Annotated in this window: 23 protein-coding genes; 8 read left to right on the forward strand and 15 right to left on the reverse strand. The window is 29.1% G+C overall.

What is annotated here, in order from left to right:
* The first annotated feature begins 21 nt into the window (after positions 1-21).
* Positions 22-522: a hypothetical protein gene (locus BMY86_RS03320; protein WP_091465139.1), complete on the forward strand. Its 501-nt coding sequence runs from the start codon at positions 22-24 to the stop codon at positions 520-522.
* Between the two features lie 48 nt (positions 523-570).
* Here BMY86_RS03320 and BMY86_RS03325 read toward each other — a convergent pair whose 3' ends face one another.
* From BMY86_RS03325 to BMY86_RS03375, 11 genes are all read right to left on the reverse strand, one after another.
* Positions 571-1,020 carry a protease complex subunit PrcB family protein gene (locus BMY86_RS03325; protein WP_091465142.1) on the reverse strand — a complete coding sequence of 150 codons (450 nt, stop codon included), beginning with the start codon at positions 1,018-1,020 and terminating at the stop codon, positions 571-573.
* 1 nt (position 1,021) lies between these two features.
* The gene (bshA, locus tag BMY86_RS03330; protein ID WP_091465144.1) at positions 1,022-2,158 is read right to left on the reverse strand and encodes an N-acetyl-alpha-D-glucosaminyl L-malate synthase BshA; all 1,137 of its coding nucleotides are present in this window, start codon (positions 2,156-2,158) and stop codon (positions 1,022-1,024) included.
* Positions 2,159-2,169: 11 nt separating this feature from the next.
* Positions 2,170-2,628, reverse strand: a complete 459-nt coding sequence (locus tag BMY86_RS03335) for a DUF1801 domain-containing protein (protein WP_091465146.1) — start codon at positions 2,626-2,628, stop codon at positions 2,170-2,172.
* Position 2,629: 1 nt separating this feature from the next.
* Positions 2,630-5,521: a serine hydrolase domain-containing protein gene (locus BMY86_RS03340; RefSeq protein ID WP_091465148.1), complete on the reverse strand. Its 2,892-nt coding sequence runs from the start codon at positions 5,519-5,521 to the stop codon at positions 2,630-2,632.
* A gap of 71 nt (positions 5,522-5,592) precedes the next feature.
* Complete coding sequence (locus BMY86_RS03345) at positions 5,593-6,075, reverse strand: ABC transporter ATPase (RefSeq protein ID WP_091465150.1); 483 nt, start codon at positions 6,073-6,075, stop codon at positions 5,593-5,595.
* Between the two features lie 2 nt (positions 6,076-6,077).
* Entirely contained in the window at positions 6,078-6,869 is a 792-nt protein-coding gene (locus BMY86_RS03350) for a (Fe-S)-binding protein (protein ID WP_091465152.1), read from the reverse strand.
* A 45-nt stretch (positions 6,870-6,914) separates the two neighbouring features.
* Positions 6,915-7,355 (reverse strand): LNS2 domain-containing protein, encoded by a 441-nt coding sequence (locus tag BMY86_RS03355; protein ID WP_091465155.1) that lies wholly within the window; start codon positions 7,353-7,355, stop codon positions 6,915-6,917.
* Between the two features lie 45 nt (positions 7,356-7,400).
* Positions 7,401-8,735 carry a 4Fe-4S dicluster domain-containing protein gene (locus tag BMY86_RS03360; RefSeq protein ID WP_091465157.1) on the reverse strand — a complete coding sequence of 445 codons (1,335 nt, stop codon included), beginning with the start codon at positions 8,733-8,735 and terminating at the stop codon, positions 7,401-7,403.
* Between the two features lie 24 nt (positions 8,736-8,759).
* On the reverse strand, positions 8,760-9,716 hold the full coding sequence (locus tag BMY86_RS03365) for an MlaD family protein (protein WP_091465159.1): 957 nt from the start codon (positions 9,714-9,716) through the stop codon (positions 8,760-8,762).
* Between the two features lie 94 nt (positions 9,717-9,810).
* The gene (locus BMY86_RS03370; protein WP_091465601.1) at positions 9,811-10,917 is read right to left on the reverse strand and encodes an N-acetylmuramoyl-L-alanine amidase family protein; all 1,107 of its coding nucleotides are present in this window, start codon (positions 10,915-10,917) and stop codon (positions 9,811-9,813) included.
* A gap of 5 nt (positions 10,918-10,922) precedes the next feature.
* Positions 10,923-12,026, reverse strand: coding sequence for an N-acetylmuramoyl-L-alanine amidase family protein (locus BMY86_RS03375; protein WP_091465161.1), 1,104 nt, complete (start codon positions 12,024-12,026; stop codon positions 10,923-10,925).
* Positions 12,027-12,179: 153 nt separating this feature from the next.
* Here BMY86_RS03375 and BMY86_RS03380 point away from each other — a divergent pair, with 153 nt between their 5' ends.
* The 3 genes from BMY86_RS03380 (at position 12,180) to BMY86_RS03390 (ending at position 15,829) form a co-directional block, all read left to right on the forward strand.
* A complete protein-coding gene (locus tag BMY86_RS03380; protein ID WP_245745591.1) occupies positions 12,180-14,798 on the forward strand; it encodes a putative LPS assembly protein LptD in 2,619 nt (872 codons plus the stop codon).
* Between the two features lie 45 nt (positions 14,799-14,843).
* Positions 14,844-15,224, forward strand: a complete 381-nt coding sequence (locus BMY86_RS03385; RefSeq protein ID WP_091465166.1) for a RidA family protein — start codon at positions 14,844-14,846, stop codon at positions 15,222-15,224.
* An 86-nt stretch (positions 15,225-15,310) separates the two neighbouring features.
* Complete coding sequence (locus tag BMY86_RS03390; RefSeq protein WP_091465169.1) at positions 15,311-15,829, forward strand: GNAT family N-acetyltransferase; 519 nt, start codon at positions 15,311-15,313, stop codon at positions 15,827-15,829.
* A 34-nt stretch (positions 15,830-15,863) separates the two neighbouring features.
* Here the strand turns inward: BMY86_RS03390 and BMY86_RS03395 are convergent, their stop codons facing one another.
* Both BMY86_RS03395 and BMY86_RS03400 read right to left on the reverse strand, forming a co-directional pair.
* Positions 15,864-16,907, reverse strand: a complete 1,044-nt coding sequence (locus BMY86_RS03395; protein ID WP_091465172.1) for an RluA family pseudouridine synthase — start codon at positions 16,905-16,907, stop codon at positions 15,864-15,866.
* Positions 16,907-17,527 (reverse strand): PASTA domain-containing protein, encoded by a 621-nt coding sequence (locus tag BMY86_RS03400; protein ID WP_091465174.1) that lies wholly within the window; start codon positions 17,525-17,527, stop codon positions 16,907-16,909. Before BMY86_RS03400 ends, BMY86_RS03395 begins: the two co-directional genes overlap by 1 nt.
* Positions 17,528-17,606: 79 nt before the next feature.
* On the opposite strand from BMY86_RS03400, the gene BMY86_RS03405 reads away from it, so the two are divergent.
* On the forward strand, positions 17,607-18,593 hold the full coding sequence (locus BMY86_RS03405) for a D-alanine--D-alanine ligase (RefSeq protein ID WP_091465176.1): 987 nt from the start codon (positions 17,607-17,609) through the stop codon (positions 18,591-18,593).
* Positions 18,594-18,677: 84 nt separating this feature from the next.
* Positions 18,678-19,136: a pantetheine-phosphate adenylyltransferase gene (gene coaD / locus BMY86_RS03410; protein ID WP_091465179.1), complete on the forward strand. Its 459-nt coding sequence runs from the start codon at positions 18,678-18,680 to the stop codon at positions 19,134-19,136.
* Here the strand turns inward: coaD and BMY86_RS03415 are convergent, their stop codons facing one another.
* The gene (locus BMY86_RS03415; protein WP_245745592.1) at positions 19,137-19,772 is read right to left on the reverse strand and encodes a class I SAM-dependent methyltransferase; all 636 of its coding nucleotides are present in this window, start codon (positions 19,770-19,772) and stop codon (positions 19,137-19,139) included.
* Between the two features lie 3 nt (positions 19,773-19,775).
* Positions 19,776-21,122: a DEAD/DEAH box helicase gene (locus BMY86_RS03420; RefSeq protein ID WP_091465181.1), complete on the reverse strand. Its 1,347-nt coding sequence runs from the start codon at positions 21,120-21,122 to the stop codon at positions 19,776-19,778.
* Positions 21,123-21,239: 117 nt separating this feature from the next.
* Between BMY86_RS03420 and BMY86_RS03425 the strand changes: the two genes are divergently transcribed.
* The gene (locus BMY86_RS03425; protein ID WP_091465184.1) at positions 21,240-22,949 is read left to right on the forward strand and encodes a M14 family metallopeptidase; all 1,710 of its coding nucleotides are present in this window, start codon (positions 21,240-21,242) and stop codon (positions 22,947-22,949) included.
* Positions 22,950-23,003: 54 nt separating this feature from the next.
* On the forward strand, positions 23,004-23,522 hold the full coding sequence (locus BMY86_RS03430; protein WP_091465187.1) for a hypothetical protein: 519 nt from the start codon (positions 23,004-23,006) through the stop codon (positions 23,520-23,522).
* Positions 23,523-23,543 lie beyond the last annotated feature (21 nt).

Here is a 23,543-nt window from a genome sequence, read left to right on the forward strand (position 1 = left end):
TAACTAAATTTATATACACGTATGAAAAAAACACTTTTATTCGCATTTCTACTGTTAGGAACAGTATTTGCTCAGGCTCAGGACATTTCTAAAAATGCTTTAGGTTTAAGATTAGGTGACAACGACGGTTTTGGTGGTGAAATTTCATACCAAAGAGGATTATCAAAAAACAATCGCTTAGAATTTGATTTAGGATGGAGAAATAGTAACCATGTTGACGCAATAAAATTAGCTGGACTTTATCAATGGGTTTGGAATATTGATGGAGGATTCAATTGGTATGCTGGTTTAGGTGGAGGAATTGGATCTTGGAGTGCAGAAGATTATTATATTGGAAATGATAAATATAAAGGAGATTCTGAAACTGTAATTTTTGCAGCTGGTGATATTGGTATTGAATATAATTTTGATATTCCATTACAATTATCATTAGATTTTAGACCAGAATTTTATTTTAATGATGGAATAAATGACGATTTCGGTCCAGATATCGCTTTAGGAATTAGATACAGATGGAATTAATAATTTCATTATAATAAAAAAAGCCTTTCATTTTGAAAGGCTTTTTTTTTATTTAAGTATTATTTCTTTGTTCTTAGGAACAGCAACAAAAATATAAGGTGATGTAAATGCCATTGTTACCATAGCTCCTTTTTCAGGTACTATTTCTTTAAATCCAACTTCTACTTTGGTAGGAAAAAAAGTTACTTTATCTATATCAATATCATAACCGCCAGTATTTTTTTCACCCATAAAGGCAGCTATTAAATTGTGTTTTTCCAAATCTATAGAAAGAAGTTTGCCATACTCTTCTTCATCTATTGTTAAGGTTGCTATTAAAGAATTAAATTCTTCATAATTTGTTATGATAATCGTAGATTTTTCTTTTTTACCACCGTTTTGATTTTTATACATTACGGTATAAACGTCATTTACATCTGTATGTTTTTGAGTTTTGCAAAATTGAAACAATCCTGAAAAACAAATAATTAGAGCTGATAATTTAAATAGTTTATTCATGTTAATTATCTAATTTTAAAGCCTTTTCGTATAATTCTTCATACAAAGGAAGAATATTTTTTATATCAAATTTTTTAGCCACTTCAAATGCATTTAACTTAAATTGAGCTAAAGTTGCATCATCTTTCAATATATGAATAGCATTTTTACTCATATTTTCGGTATCTCCTACATTACTTAAATACCCAGAAATTCCCTCTTCATTTACTTCAGGAATTCCACCTGAATTACTAGAAATAACAGGAACATTAAATGCCATCGCTTCTAAAGCTGCTAATCCGAAACTTTCTGTTTCTGATGGTAATAAAAATAAATCGGAATATTTCAATATTTGATTGATGTCATTACTGTTACCGAAGAAAATTACTTTATCAGAAATTCCTAATTCCTCACACATTTTTTCAGCAATTGCTTTTTCTGGACCTTCACCAACCATCATTAATTTTGATGGGACTTCTTTTTGTAAATTGTAGAAAATCTTAACGACATCCGGAATTCTTTTTACTTTTCTAAAATTGGAAATATGCGTTACAATTCTTTCATTTTCTTTTGCTAAAACAGAACGTTGACAAATTGTAATTTTATCCATTTCTTTTTGTTCTGTGATTTCAATGAAGTTTGGTATTACGCAAATTTGTTTATTCAATTCAAATAATCTATAAGTATCTTCACGCAAACTATTTGAAACACTAGTTACAAAATCGGATTTATTAATACTAAATGTTACCGCACTTTTATAAAATGGATGATTCCCTACAAGTGTAATATCAGTTCCGTGCAATGTAGTAATCATAGGTAATTTAATTCCTTCTTCTGCTAACATTTGTTTAGCCATATAACCGGCATAGGCATGTGGAATAGCATAATGTACGTGTAATACATCTATTTTATGCAATTTTACCATGTCTACTAGTTTACTAGACAAAGCTAATTCGTAGGGTTGATAATGAAATAGTGGATAATTTGGAACATTTACTTCATGAAAATAAATATTTGGATTTAACAACGATAAACGAACAGGTTGCTTATATGTGATGAAATGAATTTCATGACCTTTTTTTGCAAGCTCTAAACCTAACTCAGTTGCTACTACTCCACTCCCACCAAATGTAGGATAACAAACCATGGCTATTTTCATTGTCTTTTTTTTTATTTTTTATTAAAAGCTGATTCGTAAGTTTCAATCCAATTTTCTACTGAAACTTTTGTTACTAATTCGCCAATTAAATCAAACGGAATTTCTTCAAATTTTTTAAATCGAATACAACTTTTTCCCATATCTAATTTCCTAGAGGAATGTTTAGGATATTCACTAACAAACCAATCGTGTAAATCTTTATTAGCATAAATTCCCATGTGATAAAAATTAATGCTGTTTTTTTGCGAAGCCAATCCCATAAAAGGTAAAGGATCCGTTGGTTTACAATGATACCCTTTCGGATAAATTGAATGAGGTACAGAATAACCCATCATACCATAACCCATTCCTTCTTGAAATCCTTTAGGAAGATTTTCAATGATAACATCTCGCAATTTTTGAACAAATAATTTTCTGTCATCTGGTAATGAATCTATATATTCTTGAACAGTTTTAGCTTCTGAAGTCATATTAATCTGTTAATGATTCGTAAATTATTTTCTGAATATTTTCTCTAATACTTAATTTAGATAATTTATTTGCTGCGTTACTATCAGGATATGTTCTATTTGATAAAAACACATAAACTAATTCTTTTTCTGGATCTGCCCAAACCATTGTTCCAGTAAAACCAGTATGTCCGAAACTAGCTTTAGTTGTACATCCACAAGTTGGACCTTCACTTCCTAATTGTGGTTTATCAAAACCAGCTCCTCTTCTATTACCAATTTTACAAAAATAACAAGTATTAAAGGTATCAAAAGTTTCTGGAGTAAAAAACTCATAACCACCATAAGTTCCTTTTTGCAAATACATTTGCATAATTTTAGCAACATCTAAAGAATTAGAAAACAAACCCGCATGTCCTCCAACCCCACCTTGCATAGCCGCAGCCATATCATGAACATATCCTTGAATGGTTTCGTATCTAAAATACTTATCAATTTCAGTAGGAATAATTCTATCCAATTCAAATTTATCTAATGGATTGTATGTTGTAGTATAAGCTCCTAAAATCTTATAAAAGTTTTCGTCCGATAATTTGTCTAAACTTTTATGATGTGTTTTTTCTAAATATTCTTTGAATAAAATAAATGAATAATCACTGTATTTATATTGTTTATAAGGTAATAAAGCTGTTTCCTTGATGAAATTGATAATCGTATCGTTGTAATCTTTTCTCAAATATAAATTGTTAGAAACTTTATAGGGAAAATCTTTTGATTTGAAATTTCTATAATATAACTCACTTGGTTTTTTTAAGGTATCTAAAGTTTTAGCGTAAAAAGGTGTCCAAGCAGGTAACTTAGCTTGATGCGTTAACATGTCTAAAATATTGATATCTGCCTTGTTTGAATGCTTGTAACTTGGAATTAATTCTCCTAAAGTAGATTTGAAATTGATTTTACCTTTTTCATAATCTTGCATGATATTAGGTAACGTACTCAATACTTTTGTTAACGATGCTAAATCATAAATATCTGAATTTTGCACTTTCTGAATGGTGTCATACGTGTGATATCCAAATGATTTTTTGTAAACAATTTGTCCTCTTCTTGCCACTAAAATTTGCATTCCAGGAGTTACTTTGTTTTTAATTGCATAGTTAGCAATAGAATCAATTTTTGCTAAAACATCAGCATTCATATTCACTTTTTCAGGAAACGAATATCCTAATCTTTTAGCGCTTTTAGTGTTTAATCCGTCATTTGCACTAAAGTTTTTTTTTAAAGAAACGGGTAATTTTCCCTTTGCTTCTTTAGCTCCGAAAATAATTTCAGCAGTAACCAATTGCGCATATTCGTGATTTTGATACGCTTCAATTAATCCTTTAGATTCATCAAATGAAGGAATTTTTAATAATGAATAAGGTTTTGTAAAAAAGGCTAAAATAGCATTACTCTTTTTGCAAATTTTATCAATCCAGTTAATTTCTTTGAAAGTCATTTCATTTTTCTTCCAAATACCTTCTGGTTTATGATAACCCACAATTACTTTAGTATAATCATCAATTTCAACTAAAAGCGAATCTAAATTGTTAGTAGTTAAGATTTTAACATCAGCATATTCTCTTAATTTCTCCACAAAAACACTAGAATCACCATCGCCAATTTTTACATAAGCGATTTTCTCTGTATCTAATCTTTTTATTGGTAAAATTTCATTTTCATTTTTTAATACTGTTACAGCATTTTCAAACAATTCTAAGTTTAATGCTTTATATTCTGGTAAGTTTAAATCAGAATATAAGTTTATCATTTCAATTGGACAGTAATTGTTTAATCCTACTTTGTATTTATATTTTAAAATTTTCTTTACAGAATAAGCTAGTCTTTCATCTGTTAGAATTTTTGAATTATATGCTTCTTTGAATTTTTCTAATGCTTTTGGAACATTTTCAGCAAATAACAATACATCATTTCCTGCTAAAAATGCAGCTAAATCAATATCTCCAGGCTGTTTAAAATTGCTAGCACCTTTCATATTTAAAGCGTCAGTAAAAATTAAACCTTCAAATTTTAATTCATTTTTTAATAAATCTGTTACTACTTTTGGTGAAATTGAAGTTGGCAAATTTTCAGTTGGTTCTAAGCTTGGTACATTTAAATGCGCCACCATAACACTTGATAAACCATTCTTAATTAGTTCTTTATAAGGATAAAGTTCTATTTCATCAATACGTTCTCTTGTAAAATTAACCATTGGTAAGGCGTGATGCGAATCAGTTGATGTATCACCATGTCCAGGAAAATGTTTAGCAGTTGCGAAAACACCTAATGATTGTAAACCATTCATATAGGCAACTGATTTTTCAGCAACATTTTCTTTAGTTTCACCAAAAGAACGATTACCAATAATCGGATTTAAAGGATTTGTATTGATATCTACAACTGGAGCAAAGGTAAAATGAATACCTAATCGTTTAGATTGAGCAGCCATTTGTTTACCCATTTTTTCGATTAATGAATTATCTTGAACAGCACCTAAAGTCATATTCCATGGATACGAATGAGTAGAATCAATACGCATGCTTAATCCCCATTCGGCATCAATTCCAATTAGCATTGGGATTTTAGATTTTGCTTGAAAACGATTGGTTAATTTAGCCTGACGATTCGGTCCACCTTGAAAAAAGATTAAACCACCAATTTTATATTTTGTAATTAATTTTTCTAAATCTTGAGCATGATCTTCTTTTTTGTTTGAATAAGCGGCAATCATAAACAATTGTCCCACTTTCTCATCAAAAGACATTGAATTATACGTGCTATCTACCCAAACTTGTTCAGATTGAGTATTGATTTTATTTTGACTTATAATGGTTTGGCTAAAAACTAGAAATAAAATTAGTAATCGCTTCATGTAAAATTTTTAAAATGAAAAATCATCAAAAGTTGGTGAACTAATGATGATTCCAAAGTTAGTTATTTTTTTTAGAAAAATCTACTGTGCCAACTCTCGCTAGCAGGAATCTCCCAAAAATCTTGCCATTCTTCAATAGTATTAACTAAATTATTAAAAACTATCGTATTGGCAGTTACGGCTCTTTCTTTTGCCATTTTTTTAAAATCAATCAGCGTCTTATGAGCGATGTGTTCTCCTACTCTATAAGTAACATTCATTTTATCTAATAATTCAATTTGAAATTCTTGTTCCAATTTTTGAATAAAATGAACGGAAGCATCAATAGAACAACCAGTAGCCGCATGAAAATCTTGATTGATAGCAAATATGATAAAACGATTATATTTTGTAATAAAAGAAGCTTCTAAGCTTGTTCCATGAGCCGACCAATTTTCAACAAATTCACGGCATTGTGTTTCAATTGAATGTACTTCTTCATCAGATAATTTTCTGTTTGATTGGTAAATCCAGATTCTAGAATCTTCTGGTAATGTTTCAAATGGTACGTACATTATTATAAATCTTGAGCGTTGGCAATTATTTCAGCGATATCTAAAACTTGAATTGAACTTTCTTTTTCACTGAACTTCACTCCGTCTGACATCATTGTATTACAATACGGACATCCTGTTGCGATAATATTAGGTTGCGTTTCTAAAGCATCTTGAGTTCGTAACACATTTATATCCATATTACCTTTTTCAGGTTCTTTAAACATTTGTGCACCACCAGCTCCACAACATAATGCTGTGTTTTTGCTACGCTTCATTTCTACAATATCAGCATTAGTTTTATTTAAAATATCTCTTGGTGCTTGATATTCATTGTTAGCTCTTCCTAAATAACAAGGGTCGTGAAAAGTAATTCTTTTTCCTTTGTAAACAGAATCGTTAAAACTAATTTTTCCTTCGTTTAATAATTGTTTTAAAAATTGAGTATGATGTAAAACCTCAAAATTTCCACCTAAACTAGGATATTCATTTTTTAAACAATTGAATGAATGTGGATCACATGTTACAATTTTTTTAATTTCATATGCATTTAATAATTCAATATTCATTAAAGCTTGCATTTGAAATAAAAACTCATTTCCAGCTCTTTTAGCTACATCGCCAGTACAACTTTCTTCAGTTCCTAAAACCGCAAAATTTACATTTGCTTTATTTAAAATTTTAACAAAAGCTCTTGTGATTTTTTTGGCTCTATCATCATAACTACCTGCAGAACCAACCCAAAATAAAATTTCTGGAGTTTGTCCTTGTGCCATCATTTCGGCCATTGTTGGTACTACTAAATTTTCAGACATACTATAATGTTTATGAATTATTTTTTCAATTATTTAAAATAAAATCTATTTTTCATCGTCAAAAACCTGAATCGTTACATCTTTTTCAATTAAATCTGTAAACTTTCCATTATAACGTGTTGCTTTCACTAAATGGTTATCTATCCAATGATAATTTCCACCTCTAGGCTTACCCATTACCATACCATGATATTTAAAACCATGTTGTTTTAACCAAGTTTCTGTTACTTCTCTATGTGCTTCAGTTCTTGATGTAAAAAAGTAAATTACATGTCCTTCGTCATACCACTTGTTAAGCGTTTCTAATGCATCTGGATATACATTTGCAGTAGCCATTCTTTCTGGTTCTTCGTTAGGAATATCGTCACAAATAGTTCCGTCAATATCAATAAGATAATTTTTAATTCCTTCAGGCAATACCGGACTTAAATGTTCGCCGTTGACTTTTAAGGCTTGTAATTTTCCTTCAATTTCTTCTTGTTTCATTTTTGTTGTGTTGTTGTTTGTTGTTGTCGTTGTTGTAGTTAGTTTTTATTCATTTTTCCAATTCAATCTATCTTGTTGATTATATGGCCATGGCGCTCCATTGTTTTCAATGTTTGTCATCATGTTATTTAATTCCATTGGAGCTGCACTTTGTTCCATAACTAAATAACGTCTCATATCCATAATAATTGATAACGGACTAATGTTAACTGGACATTCTTCAACACAAGCATTACAAGTTGTACAAGCCCATAATTCTTCAGGTGTGATATAATCGTTTAATAAAGATTTGTTATCCGGTACAAAAACGCCATTATTAGCATCAATATTTTTTCCAACCTCTTCTAAACGGTCTCTTGTATCCATCATGATTTTACGAGGAGAAAGTTTTTTACCCGTTAAATTCGCAGGACAAGAAGAAGAACATCTACCACATTCTGTACATGTGTATGCATTTAATAATTGTACCCAATTTAAATCTTGAACATCTGAAGCTCCGAATTTAGCTGGAGCAGCATCTGGATTAGCTGGAGCTGCAAATGGATCAGCATTTGGATCCATCATTAATTTCACTTCATTTGTAACACTTTCTAAGTTGTTAAATTGCCCTTTAGGATTTAAATCAGCAAAGTAAGTATTAGGAAAAGCTAAAATGATGTGTAAATGTTTAGAATAGTATAAATAGTTTAAGAAAGCCATTACCATCATTAAGTGACCCCACCATCCTACTCTTTCTAATAAGTGTAAGGTACCTTCACTCATTCCACCAAATAAAGCAGGTCCTAAATGTTGAGAAACTGCAAAATTAAATGAACCCATTCCTTCATAATGAGATTTTCCTAATGAATATAAAACTTCATCTGTTCCATTCATTGTGAAAATACACGTTACTAAAATGATTTCCATAATAAGAATTAAGTTAGCGTCTTTTTTAGGCCATCCTAATAATTCAGCTTTATTTAATCGAGGTAATTTTAAAAGATTTCTTCTAGCTAAGAAAGTAACAGTTGCCACTAAAGCTAAAACTGAAAGAATTTCAATAAAACTAATTATGAATGTATAAAAACCACCTAATCCAGTTTTAAAGAAACGATGTGTTCCAAATAAACCATCCACAACAATTTCTAATAATTCAATTTGTGTGATGATGAACGCAGCATATAACATAAAATGTAAAATTGCTGGAATTGGTCGAGTAAACATTTTTTTCTGACCTAAAGCTACTAAAGCCATATTTTTCCATCGTGCAGAAGAGTTGTCTGTACGATTTACATCTTGTCCAAGTTTAATGTTTCTAATTATTTTTTTTACATTTTTTGCAAAAAAGCCAACGCCTATAATAAGGACAATTGCAAAAATAATATTTGGTAAAAAATTCATAAGTAGTTGGTTTATAGTTTGTTTTTATTCTTTAGTTGAAGTTTCAGTTGGAGCTACATATGGTTTGTTTTTCTTTCCAAAAACAGACACATTTACATAACGAGTTGGATTTAATCTTAAATCTTGTAATAGTAATTCTAACTCTTTAGATGTTTTTGTTAAGTTGTTATACATCGCATCATCATTTAATAATTTACCCATAGAACCTTTTCCTTGTTCTAAATTAGTCATGATGCTATTCACATTCGTTAATGTAGTTTCTAATTTTTTTACCGTTCCTGCTAAATTTGCTTTAGCTAGTGAATCCGTAAGTTTTGTGATATTTGCTGAAGACTTTTCAAAGTTACCAATTGTTGAACTTAATTTTGATTTGTTTTCAACAATTAAACCATTAACGTTTTTAGTCGTTACGCTTAATTCTGATAAAGTCTTTTCTAACGAAGCAATACTATTTTTAATATTATTTTGAGTTTGAGCATCTAAAGTATTATTTAATCCTTTTACTAAAACATCAATATCATCAAGCATAATTTCGACCTTTTGCTTTACAGGAACAAATTCTTTCGCTAATTTATCTGTAAATCCAAGTGTGTTTGATGCTTTTAAAGTATCTCCAGAATTTGTATAATTTTGATCTGAAAAATTATTTAGAATAGCAATTTCTCTACCACCCATTACTCCCATTCCTTGAATTTCAGCTACACTTGATTTAGAAATTTTCACATCATCATTAGTAATAGCCATTTCAATTTTCATTTTTCCATCAGGAAGAATTTCAATTTTATTGATCTTACCAATAACTAAACCATTTAATGTAATTGGTGAAGATGGTGCTAAACCTGCAACATTATCGTAAAAAACATATAGTTTATTACTGTTATCAAATAAATTTTTACCCTTTAAAAAAGCAAAACCCCAGTAAAATAATACTATGGATAAAATAACTAATACCGCAACTTTAATTTCTCTACTTATTTTCATATATGATTTATATATTTCTAAGAATCTTTTAAATGATTACCAAAATGAGGTAATTTCAATTTTACAAATTAATTAAAAACAAAAATAGGAATATTTATTTGATTGCCTCGCTTAATTTAATTTTTTTGCCATTTTTTGAAGGTACTATAAAAGAAGAAGTGTAACCTTTAGCTTTTGCTTCTTCTAATAGTTGTTTGGCAGTAGAATATGATTCAGTTTGACCATAAAAATATTTATAAATTGAATTTTCTTTTTCAATTGTAATATTTTTTAATCCTTTAAAGTTTTGAGGTAACGTTTCTAATTTCTTACCACTTGCAGAAATTTGAATTTTAAAAGTCACACCATCAATTGCTGTTTTATTATCATTATTAACAACTTTATTTTCTGTTTTTTTAGGTGTTTCTTTTTTTGGCTCTTCTTTTTTAGGAGTTGTTACTGCTTCATTTTTAAAAAACTCATCTCTATATCCTAAAATAGCTGTTGATATTGCTTGTGCTAATTTATCTTGACCATCTTCAGAATTTAAAAAAGCACCTTCGTTTTTATTTGAAACGAATCCCATTTCAATAAGCACTCTCGGCATGATAATTTTTCTCAAAACTAGAAATCCAGCTTGTTTTACTCCTCTATTTTTATTGGGTGTGAATTTTGTAAAAGCTTGTTGTACTTTACCTGCAATATCGATACTTTGTTGCAAGTTTTCTTCTTGCATAATTGAAATTCCAATTACTGATTCTGGTTTATTTGGATCGAAACCGTCGTATTTAATTTTATAATCACTTTCTAAAGTAACAACAGCATTTTCCTTTTTAGCAACTTCTAAATTAGCCGCATTTTTGGTAATACCCATTACATACGTTTCATTACCAGAAGCGCCTTCATTAGCATTAGCATTACAATGCATTGAAACAAATAAATGCCCTTTAGAACGATTAGCTATGTTGGCTCTTTCATCTAATTCTACAAAAACATCAGTTTTTCTGGTATATACTACTTCTATATTAGATTCTTTCGATAAAATTTCACCAACTTTTAAAACTGTATTTAAGGAGATTTTCTTTTCGATATTTCCATGATACGTAGCACCATAGTCTTTTCCACCATGACCCGCATCTAAAACAACTTTAAATTTTTTGGTTTGAGATTGAACTGAAATTGAAAATATTATAAATAAAAATACCTGTGCTACTCTAATCATTTGCATTATTTTGATTCTACTATAAAAGCAGATTTATATCCTTTTAACTTGGCTTCGGCTAATAGTTTTTTACAATTTTCCATACTTCCTTCACCATAATAATATTTATATCCACCGTTAATTTCGGCAACTGTAATATTACTTAATCCGTTGAAGTTTTCTGGTAATAATTCTAATTTTTTAGTACTAAAACTAATTTGTACTTTATATTTTGGACCTACAATAGTATCTTTAATTACAGTATCATTAGTAATAGTAGTAGCTGTAGAATCTTTTGAAACTTCCACAATAGGTTTAACTATTACAGGTTCTTCAATTTTAGGTTCTTTAATATCTAAAGGAAAAATCTCAGTTGTTGTTTCTTTAATTTGATCTTTATATTCTATAATTGATTTTGCAATAATTTGAGAATAATTACTCTTTCCTTCTTCCGATTTCATATATCTTGATTCGGCATAATTAGATAAAAATCCTAATTCAATAAGGACACCAGGCATAACTGTTGCGTCTAAAACCCATAATGGCTGTTGATGCATCCCTAAATCTTTTCTTTTCAAATTATTTTTAAAACCACTTTGAACTTTACTAGCAAAATCGATACTTTGTAATAATGATTCTTCTTGTAAAATTTTTAAACCAATTTGTGTTTGAGGATTATTTGGATCAAATCCTTGATAGGTCTTTTTATAATCTTCTTCTTGAAAAATTACAGCATTCTCTGTTTTAGCAATTTCAAAATTCATATTCGAACGAGACAAACCCATAACAAGCGTCATAGAGCCATATGGTGTAGCTGAAACAGATGAATTACAGTGAACCGAAACGAATAAATCTGCTTCAAAATCATTAGCAATTTTCGCTCTATCTTTTAAAGGAATAAATACATCCGTAGTTCGAGTATATTTAATATCGAAATCTGGATATTTTTCTAATAATTTTCCAATCCTTAATATTACATCTAAGGCAATTTCTTTTTCAATACAACCATTTTTTTGTGCTCCAGGATCTTTTCCTCCATGGCCAGCATCTAATACAATTTTAAATTTCTTTTCCTGAGAAAAAGAAATCATTGATATAGAGAATATTAATAATATTAAAATTTTTTTCATTTGGGCTGAATTTATTTATTCAGAATTTTATTCAAATCTAGTGTACGTATAAATAGTTATAATTTTATTAAATACTTATTTTTAACAAAAAATATACGTAAGTTTGACCCATCAAAAATCAAACCATTTTTTACAAAAATAGTATTTATAGATTTGAGTACAAAGATTAATCATATCGTTTTTTTTATTTTTTTTCTAATTGCGTGTAATTCAGAAATTTACTCACAAAACACTAAACCTAAAGACAGTGCAGAAGTGAATGTAAAAGAAATCATTGCAAATAAAAAAACCATCCAAAACGACTCCAATAAAAAACCTCTTTTAGAAGGAATTGTTAAAAGGTCTGCAAAAGATTACGAAAAACTTGACCAACGCAAGAAAAAATTAACGTTATATAATCAAGCTGAATTATATTATCAAGATTTTGAATTAAAATCGGGTATAATTGTTTTAGACTATGAAAAAAGCGAAGTGTATGCTGGTAGATTAAAAGACAGTACAGGAAAATATATTCAATATCCAGTTTTTAAGCAAGGCCAAAATGTTATTGAACCAGATTCAATTCGTTTTAATACTAAAACAGGGAAAGCCTTAATTTGGAATACAAAAACAAAACAAGGGGAAATGAATATTATGTCTGAAATTTCTAAAAGAGAAAATGATTCGGTATTATTTTTCCAAAAGGCACGTTTTACAACTTCTACAAATTTAGAAGATCCAGAATATTATTTTCTTGCCTACAAAGCTAAAATGGTTCCGAAAAAGAAATTCGTAACCGGATTAACTCATATGTATATTGCAAATGTCCCTACTCCTATTGGTGTACCTTTTGCATTTTTTCCAATGACTGATAAAAATACTTCTGGAATTATTATTCCAACACCAGGTCAAAATAATGATAGAGGTTATTTCCTTCAAAATGGTGGGTATTATTTTGCTTTGAGTGATTATTATGATTTAGCTATTTTAGGAGATTATTATACGAATGGTAGTTATGCATTAAGAACAGAATCTGCTTATGCAAAGCGATACAAATTCAATGGAAATGTTCAATTTAGATATGAAAATCAGGTTTTAGGAGAAAAAGGATTTCCTGGATATTTAAGATCTAATCAATACAATATTCAGTGGACTCATAATCAAGATGCTAAAGCTTCTGCTAATTCAAGATTTTCATCTTCCGTAAACTTTGGTAGTAGCAAATATTTTAGACAATCGATAAATATGCTAAATGTTGGTTCGAATTTAACTAATACTATGAGTTCGTCTATTAGTTATTCTAAAACAATACCTTCTTTACCATCAATAAATTTTTCTGTTGCTTTAACTCACAATCAAAACACAAATAATGAAGTTGTTAATTTAACATTGCCTTCATTTAATGCAAGTGTTGATAATATTTTTCCTTTTGCAAAACAAGATGATATCAAAAAAGGTTTTTTTCAAAATATTAATTTTCAGTACAATATAAAAGGTGAAAACAAAATAAAAACTACTGAAGATGCAATGTTCAAATCACAAATGTTTGAAAATGCTTTATCAGGAATTTCACATTCAATTCCACTTACCACAAATTTTAAGTTATTCAGATATTTTAGTGTAACAACAGGTACTAATTATACTGAAAATTGGGTTTTTAATACAACTGAAAAATCATATAATTCTTCAACTGATTTAATTGAAGATAAAAGAATTAATGGGTTTGAATCTTTTAGAACGTATAATTTTACTTCAAGTATTGGAACTACAATTTATGGTACTTATACTTTTAAAGAAACAAGTAAAATAAAAGGAATTAGACATTTGATGAAACCTTCTATCGGTTATGGATATGCGCCAAGTTTTGACAAATACTACAATACCTTTTTAAATAAATTAGGTCAATTCGAAAGTTATTCAAGATTTGAAAATTCATTGTATAACGCACCAGTATTAGGAATTAATAATTCTATTAATTTTAGATTAGAAAACTCTTTAGAAGCAAAAGTAATTGATAAAAAAAGTACTAAAGGAGAAACTAAAAAAATATCCTTATTAAACCAATTTAACTTAGATGTTGGGTATAACTTTGCAGCAGAAGAATTTAAAATGACTAATATTGGATTAATTGGTGGTACAACTTTATTAGATAATAAGTTACAAATTAATTTCAATGCAACTTTTGATCCATATGATTTAGATGAAAACAATAATAAAATAAATGAATTTGCTATAAGCAATGGAAATGGATTAGCAAGAATGGTTAATTCTGGAATTAATTTAATTTACTCTGTCTCAAATAATGATTTTAGTAATTCAAAAGAATCAAAACAAACAGTTCAAAATGGAGGAAGAAGTGATGATTTATTTGGAACTGCAAAAGATTTAAGCAACCAAAATGAAAGTCTATTTAAAAAAGATGATGCGCAAAATAAATTAACTGAATTATATAATTATAAATTTCCTTGGGATTTACGAATAGGTTATACATTGACATTTTCAAACAATGAAAATAATAGAAAAATAGAAAACAATTCCTTAATGTTTTCTGGAAATATCGATTTAGCTGTTAGATGGAAATTTAATTTTAATTCAGGATACGATTTTGCTCAAAAAGGTATCATTTTTACAAACCTTGGTTTTGAAAGAGACTTAGAAAGCTGGAGAATGAGCTTTAATATTGTACCTATTGGTATTTATTCGTATTGGAATTTCTTTATCGGAATTAAATCTTCTATGTTAAGCGATATTAAGTGGGATAAACGAAAATTACCAGATCCAAGGTTGAGATAGTATCTGAAATTAGAATTTAGAATTTAGAAAAAAACAATATATTTTATGAAAAAAATCATTTTTACTGACAAAGCTCCAGCTCCAATCGGACCTTATAATCAAGCTGTTTTATTTGGAAATACTTTATATACTTCTGGACAAATTGCTATAAATCCAGCTAATGGTGAATTAGTTTTAGATACGATTGAAGATGAAACTAAATTAGTAATGGAAAACTTAAAAGCGGTATTAGAAGCAGCTGATATGACTTTTGAAAACGTGGTTAAAGTTTCAATTTTCATTAGCGATATGAATAATTTCGCGAAGATTAATGCTGTTTACGGTTCGTATTTTAATGAAGCGACTGCACCAGCTAGAGAAACTGTTCAAGTAGCTTGTTTACCTAAAAATGTGAATGTAGAAATTTCTGCAATAGCGATTAAATAAACACTTTAATAGAAATATAAGAATCCTCATTTTAGTTATAGAATGAGGATTTTTTTATATTTACAAATGAACTAATAATTCCATAAATGATAACTCCAACCCTATCTAAAGTTTCGGTTAATGATTTAATTGCTTTACAAAAAATTAGCAAGCAAACGTTTTATGAAACTTTTTCAGCATTTAATTCTGAAGAAAATATGAAGGATTATTTAGATAATAGTTTTTCATTGGAAAAATTAACGGATGAATTCAACAATCCGAATTCGGAGTTTTATTTTGCTAATTTAAATAATGAAGTTATTGGTTATTTGAAAATTAATTTTGCAGATTCACAAACAGAATTACAAGATAATAATTCACTTGAAATTGAACGCATATATGTTTCTCAAGAATTTCATGGGAAAAATATTGGCAAATTATTGTTTGATAAATCTTTAGAAATTGCAAAAGAAAAAAAGGTGTCTTATGTTTGGTTAGGTGTTTGGGAAGAAAATCCTAGAGCCATTAGTTTTTACAAGAAAAATGGATTTATAGAATTCGATAAACATATCTTTAAACTTGGAGATGATGAACAAACCGATTTAATGATGAAATTAATTTTATAAAAAAAGGAACATATCTATCATGTTCCTTTTTTTATTATTGTTCTTCATCAAATTGAACGGCTTTACTGTAGTTTCTCCATTTTTCTATACATTGTAGCATATCTTCTGGAATGTCACTTGTAAAACGTAAAAATTCGCCCGTTTTAGGATGTTCAAAACCTAATGTTCTAGCATGTAGCGCTTGTCTTGGTAGGGTTTTAAAACAATTATCTACAAACTGCTTGTATTTTGTAAAAGTTGTTCCTTTTAAAATTTTATCGCCACCATAACGTTCGTCATTAAATAAGGTGTGACCGATATATTTCATGTGTACACGAATTTGGTGTGTTCTACCTGTTTCCAACTGACATGAAACCACAGTTACATAACCAAATCGTTCTAAAACTTTAAAATGTGTAATAGCTGGTTTACCTTGTTCTCCTTCAGGAAAAACATGCATTTGCATTCTGTTTATAGGATGACGATCGATGTTTCCTTCTATTGTTCCTTCGTCTTCTTCAATATTCCCCCAAACTATAGCAAAATATTCACGCTCAGAAGTTTTAGCTGCAAATTGACTCGTTAAATGCAACATCGCATCTTCTGTTTTGGCAACTACTAGTAGTCCTGAAGTATCCTTATCGATTCTATGAACTAATCCTGGTCTTTCGCTGCTGTTCATTGGTAAATTATCAAAATGATAAGCCAATGCATTAACTAAAGTACCAGAATAATTTCCATGACCTGGATGCACAACCATTCCTGCTGGTTTGTTTACCACAATAACCTGATCGTCTTCATAAACAATATCCAAAGGAATATTTTCACCTTTTAATAGATGTTCATATGGAGGATGTTCTAGCATTACGCGAACAACATCACCTGGTTTTACTTTATAATTCGATTTTACAGCAACATCATTCACAAATATATTTTCTGAATCGGCTGCTTTTTGAATTTTACTTCGAGTAGTATTTTCGATAACATTCATCAAGAATTTATCGATGCGTAAGGCTTGTTGACCTTTCGCTATTTCAAACCGATGGTGTTCGTATAAATCATCTTCGGCATTTTCATTATCTTCAAAAAACTCTTGCATTAGTGTGTCGTATCTTTTTCAATTTCTTGTTGATCCATATTTAAAGAATCTAATTCTTCTTCTTTAAATAAGTCTTTTCCATCACCTAATACAAAATCAATTTTAGAATTTTTCATAAGCTTATCTCCTGCTTTCACTGGTTTTCCATTACATGAAACTTCTAAAACAATATCTTTAGCTATGTTTGGAACATATTTTAATTCACCTTCTACTAAACCTAAAGCTCTTAATGTATTTGTAGCCTGACGGAATGTTTTATCTTTTAAATCAGGGAAAGTTACCATGGCAAATCCACCAGCATTTAATTTTACATATATTTTTCTTCCGTCTTTTACTTTTGAACCTGCAATTGGATCTTGTTCAACAATTGAATAAGGAGGAAATTCTGGTCTAAAATCTACCGTGTCTAATAAGAAAACTTCCAAACCTTCATCGTCTAATTTTTCTTCTGCAACTTCTAATTTCATTTTAGACAAATTCGGAACTGTAATTTCCTCACCGTGATTAGTACTAAAATCTAGAAATTTTACAAATGCAACTAAAAACAACACTACAATAATAAGTGCGATAAATAAATTCTTGAAAAACGTAAAACTGAATAAAAACTTTTTGAAGCTCATTGAAATAAATTTTAGCAAATATACTAAAAGTAATACATTTTATAATAATTTTGTATAAAACCGATTTAATTAAAATTTTATGAACATAGCAGTTGTAATGGGCGGATATTCAGATGAATCTGTCATTTCATTAAGAAGCGGACAACTTATTTTAAACAATTTAAATAAAGATAAATACCAAATTTTCGAAGTACATATTCTAAATGAAGGCTGGTTTGTAATAATTAACGGTGAAAAATTCGACATCAATAAAGCTGATTTTTCATTTAACTATAATGGAAAACACATTAAATTTGATGTTGCAGTAAACACAATTCATGGAACTCCAGGTGAAGACGGACATATGCAAGCGTATTGGGAATTGTTAGAATTACCGTATACAGGTTGTAGTTTTTACCAAAGTGCGTTAACTTTTAGCAAAAGAGATACTTTATCAGTTTTAGGGAAATTTGATATTCCTAAAGCTAATTCTGTTTATTTAACTAAAGGTCAGGAGATTAACGGAGAAAAAATTGCATCAGCTTTAGGCTTTCCTTTTTTCGTAAAGCCAAACCAATCTGGAAGTAGTTTAGGGGTTTCTATGGTTAAAGATTTATCTGATTTTGATAAAGCTTTAGAATTTGCTTTTGCAGAAGACAACGATATTTTAATAGAATCGCAACTAAAAGGAACTGAAATTTCTGTTGGTGTGATGAAATTAAATGGAGTAACGAGAGTTTTAGGTACAACTGAAATTATTTCTGAAAATGACTTTTTCGATTACGAAGCTAAATATTTAGGAAAATCAAATGAGATCACTCCTGCCCGACTTTCAGCTAATGTTGAAAAAACAGTTTACGAGACGGCTGCTAAAATATATGAAGCTTTAGGAATGCAAGGATTTTCAAGAATCGATTTTATTGTAATGAATGATGTACCTCATTTTATTGAAATCAACACAAATCCAGGATTAAGTCCGCAAAGTATATTCCCTCAACAAGCAGCGTATGCGAATTTAAATTTTTCTGATTTATTAGAAAACGAAATTAAATTGGCTTTAGAAAGAAAACCAATTTGGAAGAAATAATGAAGTTTATAGTTTGTTGTTAATGGTTTTTATTAAAAACTTCAAACAATAAACAATCAACCATTAACAATAAACATAAAAACAATGAGAAGAGCAATATTTCCAGGTTCATTTGATCCAATAACAAACGGACATTATGATATAATTAAGCGTGGTGTTTCATTATTTGATGAAGTCATTGTTGCTATTGGTGTAAATGCCGAAAAAAAATATATGTTTTCTCTAGAAGACAGAAAACGTTTTATTGAAGAAGCTTTTAAAGACGAACCAAAAGTTCGTGTAATAACTTATGCCGGTTTAACTATCGATTTGTGTAAAAAAGAAGATGCGCAATTTATCCTTAGAGGTTTAAGAAATCCAGCTGATTTCGAATTTGAAAAAGCTATCGCTCACACGAACAGACGTTTATCTAAAATAGAAACAGTGTTTTTATTAACTGCAGCAAATACTTCTTATATTTCTTCAAGTATTGTACGAGACGTATTACGTAACGGTGGTGATGCTTCAGATTTTGTTCCTAATTCGGTTCCGAGTAAGTTGTAATTAACTTTCAAAAACAATCACATCACTATAAATTTTAACCTTCTGAAAATGAAGGTTTTTTTGTATCCAATCCAAAGTTTCTTTTTGATAAATAAAAACATGTGTTGGGTCGTCTTTATAATACCAATTTTCAAATGGTTTCTGATTTTGAAACACGTTGGTTTTACAGTATAATTTTCCTTTTGGTACTAATAAATTTCTTAGTAATTGAAATTCTTGCAACGGATTTTTAAAATGTTCCATGACTTCGCAACAACTAACATAATTGTATTTTTTCTCTAGTAAAGTCAAGTCATTTGCAAAATACAAGTCGTAATTTGAAACCTGAAATCCTTTATCAGTAAGCATTTTAGCAATTACTGGTCCGGTTCCACTGCCAAAATCTAATCCAATATCAGATGAAGAAAAATCTTTTAAAATTTCATTTACAATCGGTGATACAAAGTTTTGATATCGAACATCATTTACATCGTTAATATGTTTTTCATAATGTTCTTTTTCTTCAACTGCACTTAAATAAGTTTCTTTAGGGCGAAAAATTCCTTTACAATTAGTACATTCATAAAAAATATGATTTACTTTTTCGCAAAACAATTTCGCATCATTATTACATAAAGGACACTTATTTTCCAACATAAATTACTCAATTTCTTTTTTAATGACATTTCTCGCAACGGCAATTTTATACTTCTTGCCTTTCATTTTTTCGTCTTTAATATTTTTTAGTAAATCATTGATTTTATTATATTTAACCGCTACGAATGAAATAAAATCTTTAACTTCAATGATTCCAATATCGCCTTTTTCTAATTTCCCTTTTTGGAAGAAAAAACCAACAATATCCATTTTACTAACTTTATTTTTCTTTCCGCCACTAATATAAATCGTTTGAAATTCTGGCGGTTTTGGTAATGCTTTAACCTCAGAAACATTTAATTTAGATATTTCATAATCTAAATATTCAGCTTTCTTTTCACTTTCGTGAAATAAGATATATGCTGTTCCGCTTGCTTGCATTCTGGCTGTTCTACCATTTCTATGCGTAAATTCTTCTTCTTTTAATGGTAAATGATAATGAATTACGTGTTTCATTTCCGGTATATCCAAACCACGAGCTGCTAAATCTGTAGTAACTAAATAACTAATACTTCCATTTCTAAACTGAATTAAAGCTCGCTCCCGCTCTTCTTGGTCCATACCACCATGATAAAACGTGGCGAAAATTCCTTTTTCCGATAAATAATCTGAAATTCGTTCAACAGCATCTCTATGGTTACAAAATATAATGGCCGCTTCCGATTTTAAAGAACAAACCAATTGAAATAGTGTATGGATTTTATCTTTTTCTCTTGAAGGTACTAATTTCATTGATAAATTAGAATTCTTTTCTTCTTCTTGAATAAAATCTAAAACAGTCGGATTAACAACATTTGTATATTTTGGAATTTCAATTCCGGAAGTCGCAGAAACTAAAATTCGCTTGTTTAATTTTGGTAATCTTTTGATAATGAACGACATTTCTTCATGAAAACCTAATTGTAAAGATTTATCAAACTCATCTAAAACCAAAGTTTTTATAGTATCAACTTTAAATGTTCCTCTATCTAAATGATCCGCAATTCTTCCAGGAGTTCCAATTATAATGGCTGGAGGATTGCTTAAATTCTTTATTTCAGTATCTATAGAATGGCCGCCATAACAAATATTGACTTTGTAATTGGTACCCATTTTTTTCCAAACTTGCTCAATTTGCAAGCCTAATTCACGAGAAGGGACTAAAATTAAACATTGCACACCATTAATTTCTTCGTCTAATAATTGAAAAATGGGTAATAAAAAAGCTAGCGTTTTACCAGAACCTGTTGGTGATAACAATAATACATTAGCATCATTTAATATAGTTGATTCTGCAACTTCTTGCATTTCATTTAAACTTTCAATACCAAGATTTAAAAGTAAATTAGTGGAATGTGGATTTCTGTTCATGTGGCAAAGGTAGATTTAATTTGCCGATTTTCAATTTGTCAATGTTCAATTATACTTTGCGACGAGTTTTGAAATTGATATTTAAAATCCTTACTTTTGAGATTCAAACAACTAATTATGCGATTAATTCTTCTATTCTTGTTTACTTCAATATTTGTAGACGCACAAAATAACTTGCTAACACCTTTCGAAAAAGGTAATAAAAATCAATCCACCACTTATGAAGAATGTATTGAATTTTATCAGGAATTAGATAAAAAATATGCTTCAATATTAATGATTGAACAAGGTTTGACAGATAGTGGAAAACCCTTACATCTTGTTTTTTATTCGAGTGATAATGTATTTTTAAATACTACAAAAAAGACTGTCCTATTAATAAATAACGGAATTCATCCTGGAGAACCAGACGGAATTGACGCAACCATGATGTTAATGCGCGATTTAGCATCAGGTAAAATCAAAACACCTAAAAATACTTTAATTGCAGCTATACCAGTGTATAATATTGGTGGAATGTTGAATCGAAATTCAAGTTCAAGAGCCAATCAAAACGGTCCAGAGGAATACGGTTTTAGAGGAAATGGAAGAAATTATGATTTAAATCGTGACTTCATAAAATCGGACACTAAAAATTCAAGAAGTTTTCAAAAACTATTTACTGAATTAAATCCAGATATTTTTTTAGACAATCATGTTTCTAATGGTGCCGATTACCAATATACTTTTACTTGTATAGCCACTCAACATGAAAAATTAGGTTCTACGCTTGGAAATTACTTTAAAAATGAATTATATCCTTCGATTGTGAAAGATATGAATAAGAAAAAGATAGACGTTGTTCCTTATGTAAATGTGCATAGTACAACGCCAGATAAAGGTTTTGAACAGTTTACGGATACTCCAAGATACGCAACTGGCTATACAACATTATTTCATACTTTAGGATTTGTTCCTGAAACACATATGTTAAAAGCGTATAAAGACAGAGTTCACGTTACGTATGAATTTATGGTTAGTACCATTAATTTTGCGGATGCGAATTGGGAAAAAATTAAACAAATGCGAAATGTTGCTATTGAAGAATTTACTCCAGGAAAACAATATCCATTGCAATGGGCATTAGATTCTACAAAAGTCTCTTATATTGATTTTAAAGGATATGAAGGCGGCTATAAACCAAGTGATATTTCTGGAAAAAACAGATTGTATTACGACAGAAGTAAGCCTTTTACCAAGAAAATACCTTTTTACGGAAACTATAAACCAACCCAATTTGTTACGATTCCGAAAGCATATATCATACCGCAATCGCAATGGCAAGTTTTAGATATTTTAAAATTAAATGGAATCGCTTATACACAACTTCAAAAAGACACCATAATTGAGATAGAATCTTATAAAATTGAAAGTTATCAAACTTCTAAATCACCTTATGAAGGTCATTACGGACATTATAATACTAAGATTTCAAAATCAATTCAAAAGGTAAAATTTTTTAAAGGAGATTATGTGTACAATACAAATCAAACAAGTGTAAAATATTTAGTAGAAACCTTAGAACCAGAAGCTGTTGATTCGTTTTTTAATTGGAATTTCTTCGATACAATATTACAACAAAAAGAAGGATATTCTGCTTATGTATTTGAAGATATGGCAACACAAATTTTAGCTGAAAACCCAACATTAAAACAAGAATTTGAAGCTAAAAAACAATCCGACAAAGCTTTTGCTGAAAACGGGGGCGATCAATTGTATTGGGTATACAAACATTCTAAATACTTTGAAAAAGCGTTTATGCAATATCCGGTTTATAGAGTGAATTGATTTACGATTTTAGATTTGGGATTTACGAAGTTGAAACTATAAAAATACAATATTATGAAGAGAATAATTTTAATTATAATATTTTTAAATTCTATATTGATTTATGGGCAAACCGATTGCGGTTTTAAAATTGATGAACAAAAAATTTTAAAAAACGAAAACCTAGATTTTTTTCTTGATAAAATGAAAACAGAAAAATTCAAGGTAACCAATAAAAAAGAAAAAATACCAAAGCAAGTTTTAAAACAATTAAAATGTTTAACAAGAGGATTTACAATAGCAAATCCGGGTGAAGAGTATCAAGATAGTGATATTATAGATACAAATAAAATTTTGCCTGGAAGAAGATTAATATTTTTAGCAAAAAGTAAACATAATTTAATTATGGTTTATGAAGTTTCTCAAGGAGCTAGAATAGTGTTTATAAATTTTGATAAAACTACAATTAAAGATTTTTGGTGTGGCGTCTGTATGGGAAAACCAAAAATTAAATCCATAAAACAAGTTATTGATCATATTCAATATTATAGAGATAAAGCTTGGGGTTTAAATACTAACATAATTACATTTTAAAAAAACAAAAAAGTCATCTTT

Source organism: Flavobacterium urocaniciphilum (genome assembly GCF_900110615.1).
GTDB classification, from domain to species: Bacteria; Bacteroidota; Bacteroidia; order Flavobacteriales; family Flavobacteriaceae; genus Flavobacterium; species Flavobacterium urocaniciphilum.